Origin of the sequence: Methylobacterium sp. 4-46 (genome assembly GCF_000019365.1) — a bacterium.
Lineage (GTDB): Bacteria > Pseudomonadota > Alphaproteobacteria > Rhizobiales > Beijerinckiaceae > Methylobacterium.
In genome coordinates, this window is record NC_010511.1 from 107,593 (window position 1) to 122,888 (window position 15,296).

Here is a 15,296-nt window from a genome sequence, read left to right on the forward strand (position 1 = left end):
GGGCGGCACTGATCCCAGGTTGCGGGACTTTACTTTCTACCAAGATTTCAGTTAGTCTCCACAAGTCGGCTTCGGCACCATCGCGGCGGAGCAACCCCTGTGACATTCTCGGAACAGGTTCTTCTGGTGGTGCCGCCGGTTCTCTATCCCGGCATTCCGACCCTCGGGCCGAGCGTTCTTGTGCCGGCTCTGCGACGGGCTGGCCTCTCCGCGCGGGTTCACTACGCAAATCTGGCATTCGCGGCGCGGTTCGGGTTCGATCTCTGCGCCCGCATCGCCGGCTCGCGCACGCTGATCGGCGAGGCGATCTTCCTCGGGGCAGCCTTCCCGGAGAAGGCGGAGGCGCTGGAGCGCATCCTCGCCCTGCTGCGGCAGGACGCGGAGGCCGACGCCAAGCTGCGCCAGCTCGTGCGCCCGGCCGCGCCGGAGGACGAGGAGGTGGCCCGCGTCGTCGCGGCCATTCCGGACTTCATCGCCGAGACGGCGCGGCGGCTCGTGGCCGGCGCGCCGCGCATCGTCGGCTTCTCGACCATGGTGCAGCAGACCATGGCGAGCATCGCCCTCGCCCGCGAGGTCAAGCGGCTGCGGCCCGACATCGTGACGGTGCTGGGGGGCGCCAACGCGGCGGAGCCGATCGGCAGCGCGCTGATCGAGCTGACGGGCGTGTTCGACGCCGTGTTCTCGGGCGAGTCGGACATCGAGTTCCCGCGCTTCTGCCGCAGGCTCGTGGACGAGGGCACCCTGCCCGCGACCCGGATCATCCGCGGGCGCGGCATTCCCCGCCTCGACGACGTGCCGGCCCCCGATTACGACGATTACTTCGCCGAACTCGCACCCCTGAAGGCGACCGACCCGGTCGCCGCGACGGCGCCGCACTTCCTGATCTTCGAATCCTCGCGCGGCTGCTGGTGGGGCGACAAGAAGACCTGCACCTTCTGCGGCTACAACTTCCCCGGCACGCAGTACCGCGCCAAGTCCCCGGAGCGGGTCGTGAGCGAGCTCGAGGGACTGATCGGGCGCTACGGGGTCGGAAAGTTCTACGCCAGCGACAACATCATGGCGAAGGACTTCCCGAAGGGCGTGCTCGACGCGCTCGCCGAGCGCGGCACGCCCTGCGCGCTCAGCTACGAGGTGAAGTCGCCGATCCGGCCCGAGGATCTCGACCGCTTCGTGCGCGCCGGCATCTTCGAGATCCAGCCCGGGATCGAGTCCTTCTCGACCCGGATCCTCAAGAGCATGGACAAGGGGGTGAGCGGGATCGACAACATCCGCGTCCTGCGCGACGCCACGACCCGCTCCCTGCGCGTGATCTGGAACATCCTGACCGCGATCCCGGGCGAGACGCGCGCGGATTACGAGGAGATGCTGCCGCTGCTGCCGCTCCTGGAGCACCTGCGGCCGCCGACCCGCTGGGGCCCGATCCGGATCTCCCGCTACTCGCCCTACCACAACGAGCCGGAGCGGTTCGGCATCACCGGCCTGCGGGCCTGGCAGGCCTATTACGAACTCTACGGGGATTACGCGGAGCGGATCGCCCTGCACTTCTTCGGCGAGTACCGCACCGAGTTCATGGACGCGCCCGACCTCGTGGCGGCCCTCGACCGGCAGGTCCAGGCCTGGACCGAGGCCTGGGCGGCCCCGGGCGGGCCGCCGCGGCTGAGCCTGCAGCGCCTCGGCGGGGGCTGGCTCCAGGTCACCGACACGCGGCGCTGCGCCAAGGTCGGCGCCTGCCTGCTCGCGCCGGACCTCGCCCGGGTGCTCGATTCGGTGCAGATGCCGGTCTCCGAGCCGCGGGTGCCGGAGGCGGATCGCGAGCGCCTCGGCCACCTCGTCTCGCTCGGCTTCGTGCTTCGCCACGAGCAGCGCTACGTCTCGCTGGTCACCGAGCCGGCGCTGGGCGAGGCCCTGATCGCCGAGCGGGAGCAGAGCCTCGCGCGGCGCGCGGCGGCCGAGTCGCCGGCCTCCCCCTTGCCGGCCTTCAGCCTCGGCGCGCTGCGCGTCGGCACGGAGCGGCCCGTCCTGGTGCCGGAGCACGGCGAGACCCTGCGCCTCTGACGCGAGGCTCGGTTCGGGGACCTGGTCGCTTGGCGACGGCCGGATCCCGCGTGACACGAAAGGCGGCCCGATGAACCGCGAGAAGGGACATCCGGTCCAGGCGACCGTGACCTGCATCCGGGGCACCTGCAATGCCGGGCACCGGGTCGGCGACGTGCTGCCCGTCAGCGCCCGCAACACGGCCGGGATGTGCGGCTACCTCTACCACGCCGCCCATCCGGCGATCCTGATGCTGCAATTCGGCGGCGCCGTGCCCTGGGGGCCGGCCGACCGGGTGGTGCTGAACTGTCCCGATCCCGTCAACCTCCTCACGGTGGAGCTGCGCCGCCTGCCGGAGGGCGTCCCGGGCGAGGCGCCCGCGGCGGAGGCGGCGCCCGCCTCGGCCGAGGCGGCGCCGGTCCGGCTCGGCCGGGTCGTGTGCCGGGTCGAGGGCTGATGGGCGCCGCCACCCGCTTCGAGGCCGCCGCCCGGACCCTGCGGGCGGTGGCGGCGGCGGCGGGGTTCCCGCCGGCCGCGCGCGAGGAGGCCGTGGCCTGCGCCCGGCTCCTCGCGGCCTCCTGGGCCGACGAGCCCCTCGCCGCGCCGCCGCCCTGGTCGGGGCTCGGGGCCGACGCGAGCGGCTTCGACGCCTCGCTGGTCCTCGACGGGACCCGGCGCGAGGTGCGCGTCACGGTCGAGGCGCAGGGGCGCCCGGCGACGCCCGCGCGCTATCTCGCGGCGGCGCGCGCCCTCTCGGAGCACTTGGCGGAACGCCACGGGGCGGACCTGTCGCGGCTGGCTTCGCTGCTGCCGCTCTTCGCGCGGCCCGACCCGCGGGCGGCGGGGGTGCTCTGGCACGGCGCCGTCCTGGCGCCGGGCCGGGCGCCCTGGTTCAAGGTCTACCTGCACCTGATGGCCCCGGGCCGGGCGCGCGCCCGCGCGACCGCGGAGGCCGCCCTCGACCGCCTCGGCCTCGCCCCGGCCTGGCCCGGCCTCGCCGCGCGGCTCGCGCCCGAGGACGAGCCGCTCTTCCTCAGCCTCGACCTCGTGCCCGGCCCGGAGGCGCGGGTGAAGCTCTACGTCCGGCACGGCTGGGCGGGGCCGGAGACGCTCGCCGCACCCCACGATCCCGCCTTCTCCGGCGAGGTCCTGGCCTTCGTGCGGGGGCTCGCCGGGGACGGCCCGATCCGGCGCGGCGCGCTCACCGCCTTCCACCTGCGCCCGGGCCGCGCCGAGCCCTCGCACGTGACCACGCATCTGCGCCTCTACCCGCACTGCGCCCGATCCGACGCGGTGCTCGCCGCGCGGCTGACGCGGGCGCTCGACCGCCTCGGCCTGCCCGCCGCCCCCTACCGCGCCGCCCTGGCGGCGCTCGCCCCCGGCGGGCTCGACGGGGAGGAGGGCCTGCACGGCTGGGCCTCCCTGCAGCGGCACGGGGCGCGGCCGGCGGTCAGCGTCTACGTCTCGCCCCGCCTCTACCTCGCGCGCTTCGGCCCGGTCGCCCTCGATCCGGAGCGGCTCTGGCCCTCGCCCGTGCCGGCGGCGGCCCTGCGGGAGGATGCATGCGCGTCGCCCTGATCTTCCCGCCCGCGACCGACCCGCGCGCGCCGCATCTCGGCCTGCCCTGCCTCGCGGCGGTGCTGCGGGAAGCCGGGATCCGGACCGACCTGATCGACGCCGATATCGGGGGCCTCACCGCGCTCCTGGGCGCCGAGAGCGTGGCCGCGTCCCTCGCCCGCCTCCGCCGCGGGGGGGCGCGGGACGGCGGCGCCGCGCGCCTCCTCGCCCGCGGCGAGGCCCTGGTCGAGGCGGTGCCGCGCGCCCTCGCGACCCTGCGCGACCCGGAGCGCTTCTACGACGTCCACGCCTTCCACGCCGCCCGCGAGACGATCCTCGACGGGCTCGACCTCGTCTCGGCGGCGGCGCCGCGCCCCGTCCGCTACGACCTCTGCCCGATCCGCTACGAGGTCGAGGGCGTCGACGAGCAGAGTCTCGGCGACCTGATCGCGGTCACGGCCGACCCGGACGCCAACCTGTTCGAGGCGCATTGGCGCAGCGACCTCTTCCCGGCCCTCGACGCGGATCGGCCCGACCTCGTCGGGATCTCGATCGTCAACCGCCAGCAGATCCTGCCCGGGCTCACCCTCGCCCGGCGCCTGCGCGCCCGGGGCCTGTTCGTGGTGCTGGGCGGCACCGTCTTCACCAAGTTCGTGAGCGAACTCCTCGCCCGGCCGGACTTCTTCGCCCATTTCGCCGACGGCGTGATCGCCTACGAGGGCGAGACCGCGATCCTCGAACTCGCCGCCCAGCTCGACGGGGCGCGCGACTTCGCCAAGGTCCCGAACTTCCTGCACGTGGCGGAGGGGCGGGTGCGGATGGGGCCGACCCACGTCGAGGACGTGGATGCCCTGCCGACCCCGGACTTCGCCGGCCTGCCGCTCGCCGGCTACCTCGCCCCTGCGCCGATCCTGCCGATCCTCGTCGGCAAGGGTTGCTACTTCAACGCCTGCAAGTTCTGCGACATACCCTTCATCAACCACGTCTCGCGCAAGCCCTACCGGATCCGCCGGCCCGAGCGGATCGCGCAGGACATCCTCACCCTCAACGCGCGCTTCGGCTGCCGCCACTTCGAGTTCACCGACGAGGCGCTGCCGCCGCGCCTCCTCGACGGCGTCGCCGACGCCCTCGGCGCCGAGGCCGCGTCCCGCGGCCTCTCCTTCACGGGCTACGCGCGGCTGGAGCCGGGCTTCACCGCGCCCCTGTGCGCCAAGCTCGCCCGCATGGGCTTCCGCAAGCTCTTCTTCGGCCTCGAATCCGGCGACCAGGCCACCCTCGACCACATGCGCAAGGGCATCCGCCTGGAGAATGTCCGCCCGGTGCTCGGCCATTGCCGGGAGGCCGGGATCCACTTCCACGTCTTCTCGATCATCGGCTTCCCGGAGGAGACGGAGGCGAGCGCGCGCCGCACCCTCGGCTTCTTCGAGGACCATGCCGACCTGATCGACCATCCCGGCAACAGCTTCGACCTCCACCCGTTCGGCCTCGAATTGCGCACGCGCTACTTCGCGGAGGCCGAGGCGCTCGGGCTCGGGCTGCCGCGGGAGGCCCTCGCCAAGGATTTCGTCATCGGCCTGCGCGGCGGCTGGGACAACAGCCGCGGCCTGTCGGAGGCGCGGGTGATCGACCTCGTGGAGCGCTACAACACGGTGCTGCGGCGCCTCTTCGCGCGCTTCCACAACGCCCCGATGCACCTCTGGCCGGGCTTCGAGGAATACGCCCTGCTCTACGCGAGCCGCTACCCGGAGGGCGCCTTCCCCTACCGCACCGCGCTGCCCGAGGCGGGCGTGCCCTTCCGGCTCACCTGGAATCCCGCCGCCGCCCTGCTGCGCCGCGACGGGCGGGTGCAGGTCGCCTCGCGCTGGAAGGCCGTCGAACTCGACGAGCGCGCCTTCCGGGCCCTCGGGGCCGAGCGGGTGCGGACCATGCAGGATCTGATCCGGGACTGCGTCGCGGCGGGCCTCGTCCGCCCGGACGACGCCCCGGAGGAGCGCCTGCGCGGCGCCCTCCACGACCTGATCGGGCACCGGCTCCTCCAGCTCGTGCTGGCGCAGCCGGGGCCGGCCGAGTCCCGCGCCGACCGGCGGCATGCGAGCGAGTTGTGCGCCATGGAACCGCAAGCGCCCGAAGCGGAACTCGCGGGCTCGACTTGGTGAACCTCGACTCCTCTGTTGCGTACCAGTTGAGTAAGGAGTATTATTGTTTCGTAGTGCCCAGCAAAATCGGGAGAGGCCGGATGTCCGAGCAAAATCAACAGCCGAACGGCTTGGTGATCACCGATGGAGGTGGTAATTATTACTATCTTCGGCCCGAGATTCTGGCCCAGACGAAGATGCCCGACGAAGACGTGCAGAAGTTGAAGTCGGGTCTCGCGGCGTCGTCGGCCGGCAAGGACGAGGAATTGAGCGGCGCGGCGCTGGAAGCGGTGGCGGGCGGCGCCGGCATCGGCGGCGGCATTCAGCTGCCGGGCGTGGTGCAGATCCCGAGCTTCAATATCGGCTCGCTCACGGCATCCTTGACGCACAGCAAGCCGGGTCTTCCCGATCTCGGCAAGGTGATGTCCTCGACCGTGATGTGCCCCTGGTGAGCCGGTTCCGGCGCGGGACGGCCGCCCCGCGCCGGATCGCCCGTGACTCCCCGCGTCCTTATCGGTCCCCATGGCAAGGGTCGCTCTCATCTATCCCCCCGGGGGTGACCCGCGCGCCCCGCGCCTGCCGCTGCCCGCGCTGGCGGCGGCCCTGCGCCCGGCCGGGGTGGCGGTCGACCTGTTCGACCTCGACCTCGAGGGCGTGCTGGCCCTGCTGCGGCCCGAGCGCCTGCGGCGCGCCGCCGCCGCGCTCGCCGCCCGCCCGCGCCCCGAGCCCGATTCCGCCCTCGGCCGCCTCGCCGCCCTGGCGCCGGACCTGCCCGACACGATCGAGGACGCGCTCGCGACGATCCGCGACCCGGTGCGCTTCGCCGATCCCTGGCGGCTCAACGCGGCCCGCGAGCGGATCTACGACGCCCTCGACCTCGTCTCCGCGGCCGCGCCCCGGCGCCTGCGCTACCAGACCGAGGTGCTGCGCTACGAGGTCGAGGGGGTCGATCCGAGCCGCCTGTCCGACCTCCTCGCGGTGACCGCCGACCCGGCCGCCAACCTGTTCGAGGAGCATTGGAGCGAGGAGGTCTTCCCCCGGCTGGAGGCGGGCGGGGCCTACGACCTCGTCGGCATCTCCCTGACCCTGCGCTGGCAGCTCATCCCCGGCCTGTCGCTGGCGCGGCGGCTGAGGGCCCGCGGGCACCGGGTGGTGCTCGGCGGCACCGCCATCGCCAAGGTCGGCGAGGCCCTCGCCGGCTGCCCGGCCTTCTTCGCGGCCTTCGCGGAGGCCGTCGTGACCCGCGAGGGCGAGGCGGCGATGCTGGCCCTCCTCGACGCGCTCGCCGGCGACGGGGATCTCGGGCGCGTGCCGAACCTGCTCTACCGCGCGGGCGACAGGGTCGTCGCCACGCCGACGCGGGTCGAGGACTACGCCGCCAACCCGACGCCCGACTTCGACGGCCTGCCCCTCGACCGCTACCTCAGCCCGCACCTCGTCCTGCCGGTGATGCTGGGCAAGGGCTGCTACCACGACGAGTGCAGCTTCTGCGACATACCCTTCATCAACCGGATCTCGCCCAAGCGCTACCGGCTGCGGCGGCCCGAGACGGTGGCGGAGGACATCGACCACCTGGCCGAGCGGCACGGCTGCCGCCACTTCCTCCTCGCCGACGAGGCCCTGCCCCCCCGCGTGCTCGGGCGCGTCGCCGAGGCGCTGGAGGCGCGCGGGCGCACCGACTGCGTCTTCTCGGGCTACGCGCGGCTGGAGCCGGGCTTCACCCGCGACCTCTGCGACCGGCTCGCCCGGGTCGGGATGCGGCGGCTCTATTTCGGCCTCGAATCCGCCGACCAGGACACCCTCGACCGGATGCGCAAGGGCATCCGGGTCGAGCACGCGGCGCCGGTCCTGCGCCATTGCCGCGAGGCCGGGATCCGCTTCCACGTCTTCTCGATAGTCGGCTTCCCGGGCGAGACCGAGGCCAGCGCCCGGCGCACCCTCGCCTTCTTCGAGGAGAATGCCGAGCTGTTCGACGATCCGGGCTGCACCCTCGACGTGCACGAGCTGGAGATCCTGACCGACACCCCCTACTTCGCCGACCCGGACGCCTACGGCATCCGCTTCCTCGTCCCCACGGAGGGCCGCGACTTCCTGTTCGGCGTCGGCACCGCCTGGGAGAGCACGCCCGGGCTCACCCGGCCGCAGATCGCCGCCCTGCTCGACGAGGCCGGAGCGCGGCTGGGGCCCCTCCTCGCCCGCTGCCACGCCTGGCCCCCGGTGCTGTGGCCGGCCCCGGAGGAATGGGCGCTCTGCGCGGCGGGCGCGTGGTTCGGCCGCGACCTGCCCGACCGGCTCGACCTGCCCGGCCCCGCCGACCCGCGCCGCCTGCGCCTCGCCTGGAACCCGGCCGCCTGGGTGCGCCGGGAGGGCGGCCTCTGCCGGATCGCCTCGCGCCGCGGCGCCCTCGTCCTCGACGCGGAGTGGTTCCGCCGCCTCGGCGAGACGCCGGGCTTTCGCACCAGCGCCGAGATCCTGCGCGATCTCGCCGGGCCCGGCGCCTCGCCCGACGACCTGCGCCGCACCCGCGACACCCTCACCGCCCTGCTGCGCCAGCGCCTGCTCGAACTCCATCCGGAGCCCGAGCCGGCCACCGAAGCCCAGATTCCCCGGCCGCGGCTCCCGGAGGCCGCCTGTGCCTGACGCCCTCGCCCCCGATCGCCCCGGCGCCGCCGGCTGGTTCGGCCCCCGCCCGGTCGAGCCGCTCACCGCCTGCGGGGAGACCGTCGCCGTCGTGCGCAAGAAGGCCCTGCTGCGGCTCCTCGCCCGGCGGGAGGCCGCGCGGCTCGGGCTCCGCGCCACGCCCGAGCAGGTCCGGGAGACGGAGAGCCAGTTCCGGCTGTGCTTCGGGCTCGCCGCGGCGGAGGATCTCGCGGGCTGGCTCGCCGAGAGCGGCCTCGATCCGGCCGGCTTCGCCGAGGCGATGCGGGACTTCACCCTGGTGCGCCTGCTGGAGGAGAGCCTCGCCCCCGAGATCGACCGCCTCGCCGCCGCGCAGGTCGCGGTCGGCACCGCCCGCCTGCGTCCGGGGGCCTGACCCGATGGCGCGCGCGGGCCGCTCCTGGCTGCAGGTGAATGTCGGCCTGTCCCGCGAGCGCGGCTCGGCGCTGCCGGCCGCCCGCGCCCTCCTCGGGGAGATCGGCGACGCCCTGCCCGGGTGGCGCAGGACGCGCCTCCTCTCGGCCTTCCTGTTCCAGCGCAAGCCGCCGGACCTGCGCCTGCGCTTCCGGGGCGACCGCGACCGGCTGCTCGCGGAGCTGCGCCCGATCCTCGCGCGGCACGTGGCCGAGGGCAGGGTCACGCGGCACTTCGTCAGCGTCTACGAGCCGGAGGCGCGGCTGTTCGGCGGGGCGCAGGCCATGGAGGCCGTGCACGGGTTCTGGGAGGCCGACAGCCGGCTCTGGATCGCCGTCGACCGGCTCATCGCCGAGAAGGCCCTGACCATCCCCTACCCGTCGCTGCTGACCGCGATCCTCAACGAGACGGCGTGGCGCAGCCTCGGCGACGGCGCCGAGGTCTGGGACACGTGGTGCAACCTCCTCGTCCTGCTGCGGGCGCCGGCCGAGGGCGCGCCCGCCGGGGACGCGCCGCCGCTCCCGGCCTCCCCGCCGATCCATCTCGACGGGCTCCGGACCAGCGCCGGCCCGGCGGAGGCGGCGATCCTCGACGCCTACGGAGAGGCGGCCGGGCAGCTCGCGGCCGGGCTGCTGCGGAGCTGGGAGCGCGGGCGCCTCGCCTGCGGCTTGCGGGCCCTCCTGGCGACGGCCGCCCTCTTCACCCTCAACCGGCACGGCTTCGGCCAGGCCCGCGCGGTGCCGCTGGTGCGCGCCGTGGCGGCCTCCTGGGACGGCCGCAGCCTCCTGCGCGGCGCCCTGCCCGAGCCGCATCCGGGCGCCTTCCACCCGGCCCGGCACCCGGATCGCGGGGCGATCCGGCAGGGTGCCGGATGAGCGCGGTGCGGGGGCTCGGCCCGGCGATCCTGCGCGTCGCGGGCTGGCCGATCGAGACCCTGGCGCCGCTGCGCGCGGCGGCCCTGACGAACCGGGTCGATGCCTGGATCGCGCGGGACGAGGCGCTCCTGCGCGAGGGGGCGGCCCTGGCCGGCGAGGTGCGGGCGGCGTTGCGGGGCGCGGAGGATCCGGCGCGGCGCGGGGCGCTCCTCGACCTGGCGCGGGCCCTGCGGCGCTCGGCGCGCCCCCTGCCGGCCGCGGCGGTCGGGCGGCTCTGGGGCGATCCCTCGCTCGGCGAGGCCGTTCGGGGAGCCGCCGCGTCCCGCCTCGCCCACGCGGCCGAGCGGGCCGGCATCGACGCGGCGCACGCGGCGGAACTCGCCCGCGCGGGGGCGGCCCTCGAGGCCGTCGCCCGCGAGGAGCGCTTTCGGCGCGCCCTCTGCCTCGCCAGTCCCTCGGTCTTCCGCCGCCTGACGGATCCGCCGGGCGACGCGCGCGGCCGGCGCCGGCTCGCCGCGAGCCTGCACCGCTACCTGATGCGGGCGGTCGGCCGCGCGACGCCGAACGGCCTCTGGGCCGGCATCGTCCTCGAGGACGCGGGCGGGGGAGAGGACGTGGGCGGGGGCGAGGACGCGCGATGGTGCGCGCGGGGCCCGCTCGCGGTCGCGCCCGCCCCGGCCGTCACCCGCGTCGCCCCGGTGCTGCACCTGTTCGCGCGGATCCTGGAGGCGCGCGGCCGCGCCCGGCCCTGGATCGACGCGACCGCCTGGCGCCTCAACCCGACGCTGCGGCGCGCGGGGGCCGCGTGGCTGTTCGGCACGGTCGCGGAGGGGATCTGGGTCACCCGGCAGGTCGCCGACCACGCGCCGCTCGGCCACCTCCGCGCCGCCCTGGCGCCCGGGGAGGAGGCGGCGCCCGACGCGATCGCCGACGCGCTGCGCCGCCGCGATCCGGCGCTCCCGGACGAGACCGCGCGGGCCTGGGTCGAGGCCTGGATCGGCGCCGGGATCCTGTCCCCGTCGACCGCCCTGCCGGGCTTCTACGCGGATCCCTGGCAGGCCCTCGACGGGATCGTCGCCGCCCTGCCCGCGGGCGAGGCCGAGAGCTGGCGCGCGGTCCGCGCCGCCCTCGCGCGGATCGCGGCGGAGATCGAGGCGGGGATCGAGACCCTCTCGGCCGAGGCCCTGCGGGCGCGGCTCGACGCGGCCCGGGCGCCGGTGGCCGCCCTGCTGGCCGGCTACGGCCTGGCGCTGCCGGACGGGGCGGACGTGCTCGCGCTCGACCGCACGGCGCCGTTCCGCTTCGCCCTGTCGCGGGACCTCGCCGCCGCGATCGAGGCGCGGATCCGCGCGGCCTGGGCCTTCGACCGCTTCGGCCTCGGCGCCGTCGAGGCGGAGATCGAGACGGAGCGCCTCTTCGGCCCGATCGCCCCGGGCTGCACGGTTCCCCTCGGGGATTTCCTCGCGCCGGAGGCGGAGGCGGAGGCGGGCCTCGGGCGCCGCGCCCGCACCTGGGAGGAGCGCGCGGCGGCCCCGCCCGGCAGCGACCTCGCCCGGCGCGCCCGCGAGGCCTTCGGGCGCTGGGAGCGCGTCCTCGCGCCCGATCCCGCGGCGCGCCGCCTCGCCCTGCCGGAGCCGGAGCCGGAGCCTGAGCCGGGCCCGGGCGGGGAGCCCCTTCCCGCGGGCTCGGCCCTCCTCCTCGTCGATGCGGACGGGCGCCTGCGGCTCGGCGGGATCACGCCGGAGCCCGCCTTCTTTCACGGGCGCTTCGCCGCCCTCCTGGGCGCGGCGTTGGACGGGTCGGACGCCTTCCTCGACTGGCTGCGGGGCGCCCTGCGCGGAATCGAGGCGCGCCACCCCGTGCGCTTCTGCGACATCGCCATCCGCAACCACCGGGCGCCGAACGTCACGGCCCGGCCCGCCAGCGCGCGGCGGGCGCTCGACCCGCTCGCGGGCGGCGGCGAGGCCCTGCGCGGGCTCGGGATCGGCCGCGACGCGCGCGGCCGGCCGGCCCTGCACGCCGCCGGCCTGCCCGAGCGGCTCGTCCCGGCCGCCCGCACCGCCGCCTCCCTCGCCGGGCTCGACCGCATCGCCTGGCTCCTGTCCTCGGTGTCCCTCTGCCTCGGCCGCCCATCCCTGATGGCGCCGATCCCGCCGCTCGCCCGCGAGGTGGCGGAGTGGCGCCACCTGCCGCGGCTCCTCCTCGGCGAGACCGTCCTCGGCCCGGAGCGCTGGACGCCGCGGGAGGCCGTGGGCGCCGGCCTCGCGGCCGCCCGGGGGGCCGAGCGCTTCGTGATCTGGCGCCGCTTCGCGCGCGAGGCCGGGCTCCCCGCCCTCCTCTACGCCTTCGCGGGACGCGGCGAGACCGAGGTGCTGCTGGCGGCTGACAGCCCGCTCGCGATCGACCTCCTCGGCCAGGACCTCGCGGCCCACGGCCCGGCGCTTCGCCTCCAGGAACTGCTCCCGGATCCGAGCGGCTTCGTGGTCCGGGACGAGGCCGGGCGCCGCTACCTCGCAGAACTCGCCGTGGCCTGGGCGGGGGACGACGCATTCTGGGCCGGGCTCGCCCCCGCGGCGGAGGCGTGAGACGAGATCCGTATCATGCGCGTTCCGGACGTGATCGCCCGGACAGCGGATGACGGCTGGTCCCTCTTACCAGCCGAAGGGCGGCGGTGCCGGGCCGCGATAGGCCTGGGCCGGCAATTCGCCCGAGATCGGCTCGGCGCGGGCGGGCGGGCGCGGCGCGGGGGCCGCCTCGGGCATGCGGCCGATCCCGGGGGTCGGGAGGGTATCCGTGATGAAGCGGGGCTGGGCGAGCGTGGCGCCGGCCGGCCCCGGGCGGGGTACCGCGGGCGGCGCCAGGGAGGCGGCCGCCGGCGGGCCGGCGGGCGGCGCGAGGTAGGTCGGGGTCGCGGCCCGGTCCGGGGCGGCGGGCCGCGGGGCGACCGGCGCGGCCGCCATCGCCGGCGGGACGGCCGCCGCGGGCGGGACCGCGGCCGGCGCGGCCGCCAGGACGCGACGGGATGCCGGCCGGCGGCGCGGGGGCGCGTCCGCCGGCACGGGACCGTCGGACCCGAGCCGCAGGCGCGCGAGATTCTCGATCAGCGCCTCGGACGGCGTGCCCGCGCGGCGGCACTGGTGGATGCGCAGCGAGGCGGTGACGGGCGAGGCGGCGGGCGGGAAGGCCGCGCCGAGGCTCGGCACCGCCTCGATCCACTGCCACGCGTAGACGCAGCGCTCGTTCTGGGCGAAGCCCATCGGCCCGTAGGCGTTCCGGGCCGGGCGCGACGAGATCCGGTAGCCCGATCCTCCGGCCAGCGCCGCCAGTTCCGCCGCGATGCCCGAGCGCGTCGGCTTGGCCATGGCGGGCCCGTCCACGGCCCCGCGGCGGCGCAGCGCGAGGTCGATCCAGCCCTCGCCACCCCCGCCCCGCGGGCCGAAGCTGATCCGCTGGCGCAGGCCCTGCGAGTAGCCGTCGACCTGGATGGACTGCCCGGCCTCGGCGCCCGGCAGGTGCACGAGGGCCTGCGACCGGGCCGAGCCGTTGAGCGAGCTGAAGGACGTGGCGCTCTCCGCGCCGCGCAGGACGCGCCGGCCGCTGCCCGACGCGGTGCAGGCGGCGAGCGACGCCGCCGCGGCGGCGAGTGCGACCATCCGGAGGGACGCCGCGGCGAGGGAGGGACGGGGCGAGGTCATGGGCGATCCGGAAGCTGCGCTCACCGCATCGCGGCGGGCGGCGCGTCGAAGAGGCCGAAGCGATCTCCCGTCGCGGGTCTGGGTGGGGCGGGCGGGGCCGGCCGGGGCGGCGGCTCCCTCGGCCTGCGCGATGGTTCCGACCGCGGGGGGCGGCAGGCCGTCCTGCGGGCTCGCCCGGTCCGAGCCGTTCCAGCTCGGCAGCAGGGCGTAGCCGTAGCGCTCGTAGGGCATCGGCCCGACCCCGGGGACCCGGCGGGCCACCAGCGGCGGCGGCCCCGCGCGGAGGTCGCGCAGGGCGTCCCGCTCGCCGCCCTTCTCGCCCGCGGGCTGGGCGGTGAAGCGCAGCGGGTTCTCCGGCGCGACCGCCTGGGGGAACTCGCCGCGGCGGACGGGCAGGACCGTCTCGGGGGCGGCCGCGGTCGGCTTCGGCACGCGGGGCGCGGCCGGCCGGGTCAGGGCCGCGCGCTGGGGCGCGGGGCCCGAGCGGGGGGGCGCGCAGGGGCCCGGATCGGCGCCCTCGTCCTGCGCCGTGAACAGGAGCCCGACCACCTTCGGGAACAGCCCGTCGTAGCGGTTCACGATTTCCAGGAACTCGCGGTTGCGCTTCTGCCGGGTCAGCGAGAGGGCGTAGCCGAGGATCGCGGCCTCGCGGGGCTTCCAGGCGCTCGCCCGCTCGAACCACTCCGCGGCGGCGTCGAACTGGCAGGCATTGTAGGCGTACCAGCCGAGCGCCTGGGCGCCCTCGCCCGAGCCGGTCGCGAGGACGAGCTTGGCGAAGCGGTCCAGGCGCGGCGCCTCCAGGGGTGCCACCGGGGACTGGGTGAGACGGCGCTCCAGCAGGTCCATGTAGAGGGCCGTGTTGGTGACCGATCCCTCGCGCCACGCGAAGGCGACCTCCTCGGCGTCGCGCTCCTGCCCGACCTCGCGCAGCGAGAGGGCGAGCCCGGTCGCGACGGTGGCCCTGCCCCCGCGGGCGATCGCGCCCTTGAACCAGTCCAGCGCCTCGCGGAATTGCCGCCGCTTGTAGGCGTACCAGCCGAGCAGGCTGAACTGGTCCGGCTCGCCGAGCTTGCGCACGTGGTCGCTCAGGGCGGCGAGGTCGGCCGGCTCGATCCGGCCCACCGGCTCGTCGTGCAGGATGGCGGCGATGCGGGCGCGGGTCACGTCGAGGCGCAGCGCCGCGAACTCGTTGCTCCCGTCCGCGGCCGGCTGACCGAGGGCGAGGAGCGGCTCGACCTGGCCGATCGGCAGGGTCGCCATCGCCTTCTGGATCGTCGCGAGGCGCAGGGCGGATTCCTTCTGCCCCGCCAGGATGCCCCGGTAGAGGCTCGCGGCCTGGCCGGGATCGCCGCCGCGGGCGTAGGCTTCCGCGACGAGCCAGGCGATGTCGATGTCGAGGTCGCGCATCGCCTCCGGCACCGCCCGGACCCGGGCGATCACCTCCGGCCAGGCGCCCTCGCGGGCCGCGGCCTTGACCTCGCTGCGCAGCGTGCCGCGGTTGAGCTTGCGGGCGAGGTCGTCCGAGGGCTGCCAGCCGGGATCGCTCGCCTGGCGGGCCGCGATCGCGGCGCGCAGGTCGTTGAACCGGCCGGCCGTGAACAGGTCCCACATCGGGGCCTCCTCGGGCGGGCTCGGGCGGATGGAATCGAGGTCCGCCGGAACCTTCCAGTTCGGGTAGCGGCGGCGCAGGCGGGCGATCTCGGCCTGGACCCGGTCGGATTGGCGCTGGGCGGCGTAGAAGCGCAGCGCGCTCTCGTCGACGATCTCGGCATCCTCGGCCGGCGCGCCGTCCCTGCCGAGGATCACGGGCGCGCGCCGCTCGTCGAGCTGGATCACCCCGACCGGGGCAGTCGGAGCCTCCGCCCGCGCGGCGCCCCCGCCCGCGGCGAGGAGCGCCGCGAGCATCGCGGCCCGTCGCGACGGCGCTC

The 15,296-nt window shown here is 76.1% G+C and carries 10 protein-coding genes; 9 read left to right on the forward strand and 1 reads right to left on the reverse strand.

What is annotated here, in order from left to right; all coding sequences use genetic code 11:
- The first annotated feature begins 99 nt into the window (after window positions 1–99).
- From M446_RS00475 to M446_RS00515, 9 genes are all read left to right on the forward strand, one after another.
- Window positions 100–2,055, forward strand: coding sequence for a RiPP maturation radical SAM C-methyltransferase (locus M446_RS00475; RefSeq protein WP_012330098.1), 1,956 nt, complete (start codon window positions 100–102; stop codon window positions 2,053–2,055).
- A gap of 70 nt (window positions 2,056–2,125) precedes the next feature.
- A complete protein-coding gene (locus tag M446_RS00480) occupies window positions 2,126–2,491 on the forward strand; it encodes a TIGR04076 family protein (RefSeq protein WP_012330099.1) in 366 nt (121 codons plus the stop codon).
- Window positions 2,491–3,612, forward strand: coding sequence for a tryptophan dimethylallyltransferase family protein (locus M446_RS00485; RefSeq protein ID WP_012330100.1), 1,122 nt, complete (start codon window positions 2,491–2,493; stop codon window positions 3,610–3,612). Before M446_RS00480 ends, M446_RS00485 begins: the two co-directional genes overlap by 1 nt.
- Complete coding sequence (locus M446_RS00490) at window positions 3,597–5,747, forward strand: B12-binding domain-containing radical SAM protein (protein WP_012330101.1); 2,151 nt, start codon at window positions 3,597–3,599, stop codon at window positions 5,745–5,747. The genes M446_RS00485 and M446_RS00490 overlap by 16 nt, the downstream gene beginning before the upstream one ends.
- A gap of 80 nt (window positions 5,748–5,827) precedes the next feature.
- Window positions 5,828–6,178: a hypothetical protein gene (locus M446_RS00495; RefSeq protein WP_043700706.1), complete on the forward strand. Its 351-nt coding sequence runs from the start codon at window positions 5,828–5,830 to the stop codon at window positions 6,176–6,178.
- A 70-nt stretch (window positions 6,179–6,248) separates the two neighbouring features.
- Complete coding sequence (locus M446_RS00500; RefSeq protein WP_012330103.1) at window positions 6,249–8,366, forward strand: B12-binding domain-containing radical SAM protein; 2,118 nt, start codon at window positions 6,249–6,251, stop codon at window positions 8,364–8,366.
- Entirely contained in the window at window positions 8,359–8,760 is a 402-nt protein-coding gene (locus M446_RS00505; RefSeq protein ID WP_012330104.1) for a hypothetical protein, read from the forward strand. Before M446_RS00500 ends, M446_RS00505 begins: the two co-directional genes overlap by 8 nt.
- A 4-nt stretch (window positions 8,761–8,764) precedes the next feature.
- Window positions 8,765–9,673 (forward strand): thiopeptide-type bacteriocin biosynthesis protein, encoded by a 909-nt coding sequence (locus M446_RS00510; RefSeq protein ID WP_012330105.1) that lies wholly within the window; start codon window positions 8,765–8,767, stop codon window positions 9,671–9,673.
- Entirely contained in the window at window positions 9,670–12,258 is a 2,589-nt protein-coding gene (locus M446_RS00515) for a lantibiotic dehydratase (protein WP_012330106.1), read from the forward strand. Before M446_RS00510 ends, M446_RS00515 begins: the two co-directional genes overlap by 4 nt.
- 66 nt (window positions 12,259–12,324) lie before the next feature.
- Here M446_RS00515 and bcsN read toward each other — a convergent pair whose 3' ends face one another.
- A complete protein-coding gene (gene bcsN, locus M446_RS36470; RefSeq protein WP_012330107.1) occupies window positions 12,325–15,273 on the reverse strand; it encodes a cellulose biosynthesis protein BcsN in 2,949 nt (982 codons plus the stop codon).
- Window positions 15,274–15,296: the final 23 nt, after the last annotated feature.

Excerpts from the sequence above, each read along its gene's own strand:
- M446_RS00480 (WP_012330099.1), top strand. The coding sequence starts at position 2,126 with ATGAACCGCGAGAAGGGACATCCGGTCCAGGCGACCGTGACCTGCATC.
- M446_RS00485 (WP_012330100.1), top strand. The coding sequence starts at position 2,491 with ATGGGCGCCGCCACCCGCTTCGAGGCCGCCGCCCGGACCCTGCGGGCG.
- M446_RS00490 (WP_012330101.1), top strand. The coding sequence starts at position 3,597 with ATGCGCGTCGCCCTGATCTTCCCGCCCGCGACCGACCCGCGCGCGCCG.
- M446_RS00495 (WP_043700706.1), top strand. The coding sequence starts at position 5,828 with ATGTCCGAGCAAAATCAACAGCCGAACGGCTTGGTGATCACCGATGGA.
- M446_RS00500 (WP_012330103.1), top strand. The coding sequence starts at position 6,249 with ATGGCAAGGGTCGCTCTCATCTATCCCCCCGGGGGTGACCCGCGCGCC.
- M446_RS00510 (WP_012330105.1), top strand. The coding sequence starts at position 8,765 with ATGGCGCGCGCGGGCCGCTCCTGGCTGCAGGTGAATGTCGGCCTGTCC.
- M446_RS00515 (WP_012330106.1), top strand. The coding sequence starts at position 9,670 with ATGAGCGCGGTGCGGGGGCTCGGCCCGGCGATCCTGCGCGTCGCGGGC.
- bcsN (WP_012330107.1), bottom strand. The coding sequence starts at position 15,273 with ATGCTCGCGGCGCTCCTCGCCGCGGGCGGGGGCGCCGCGCGGGCGGAG.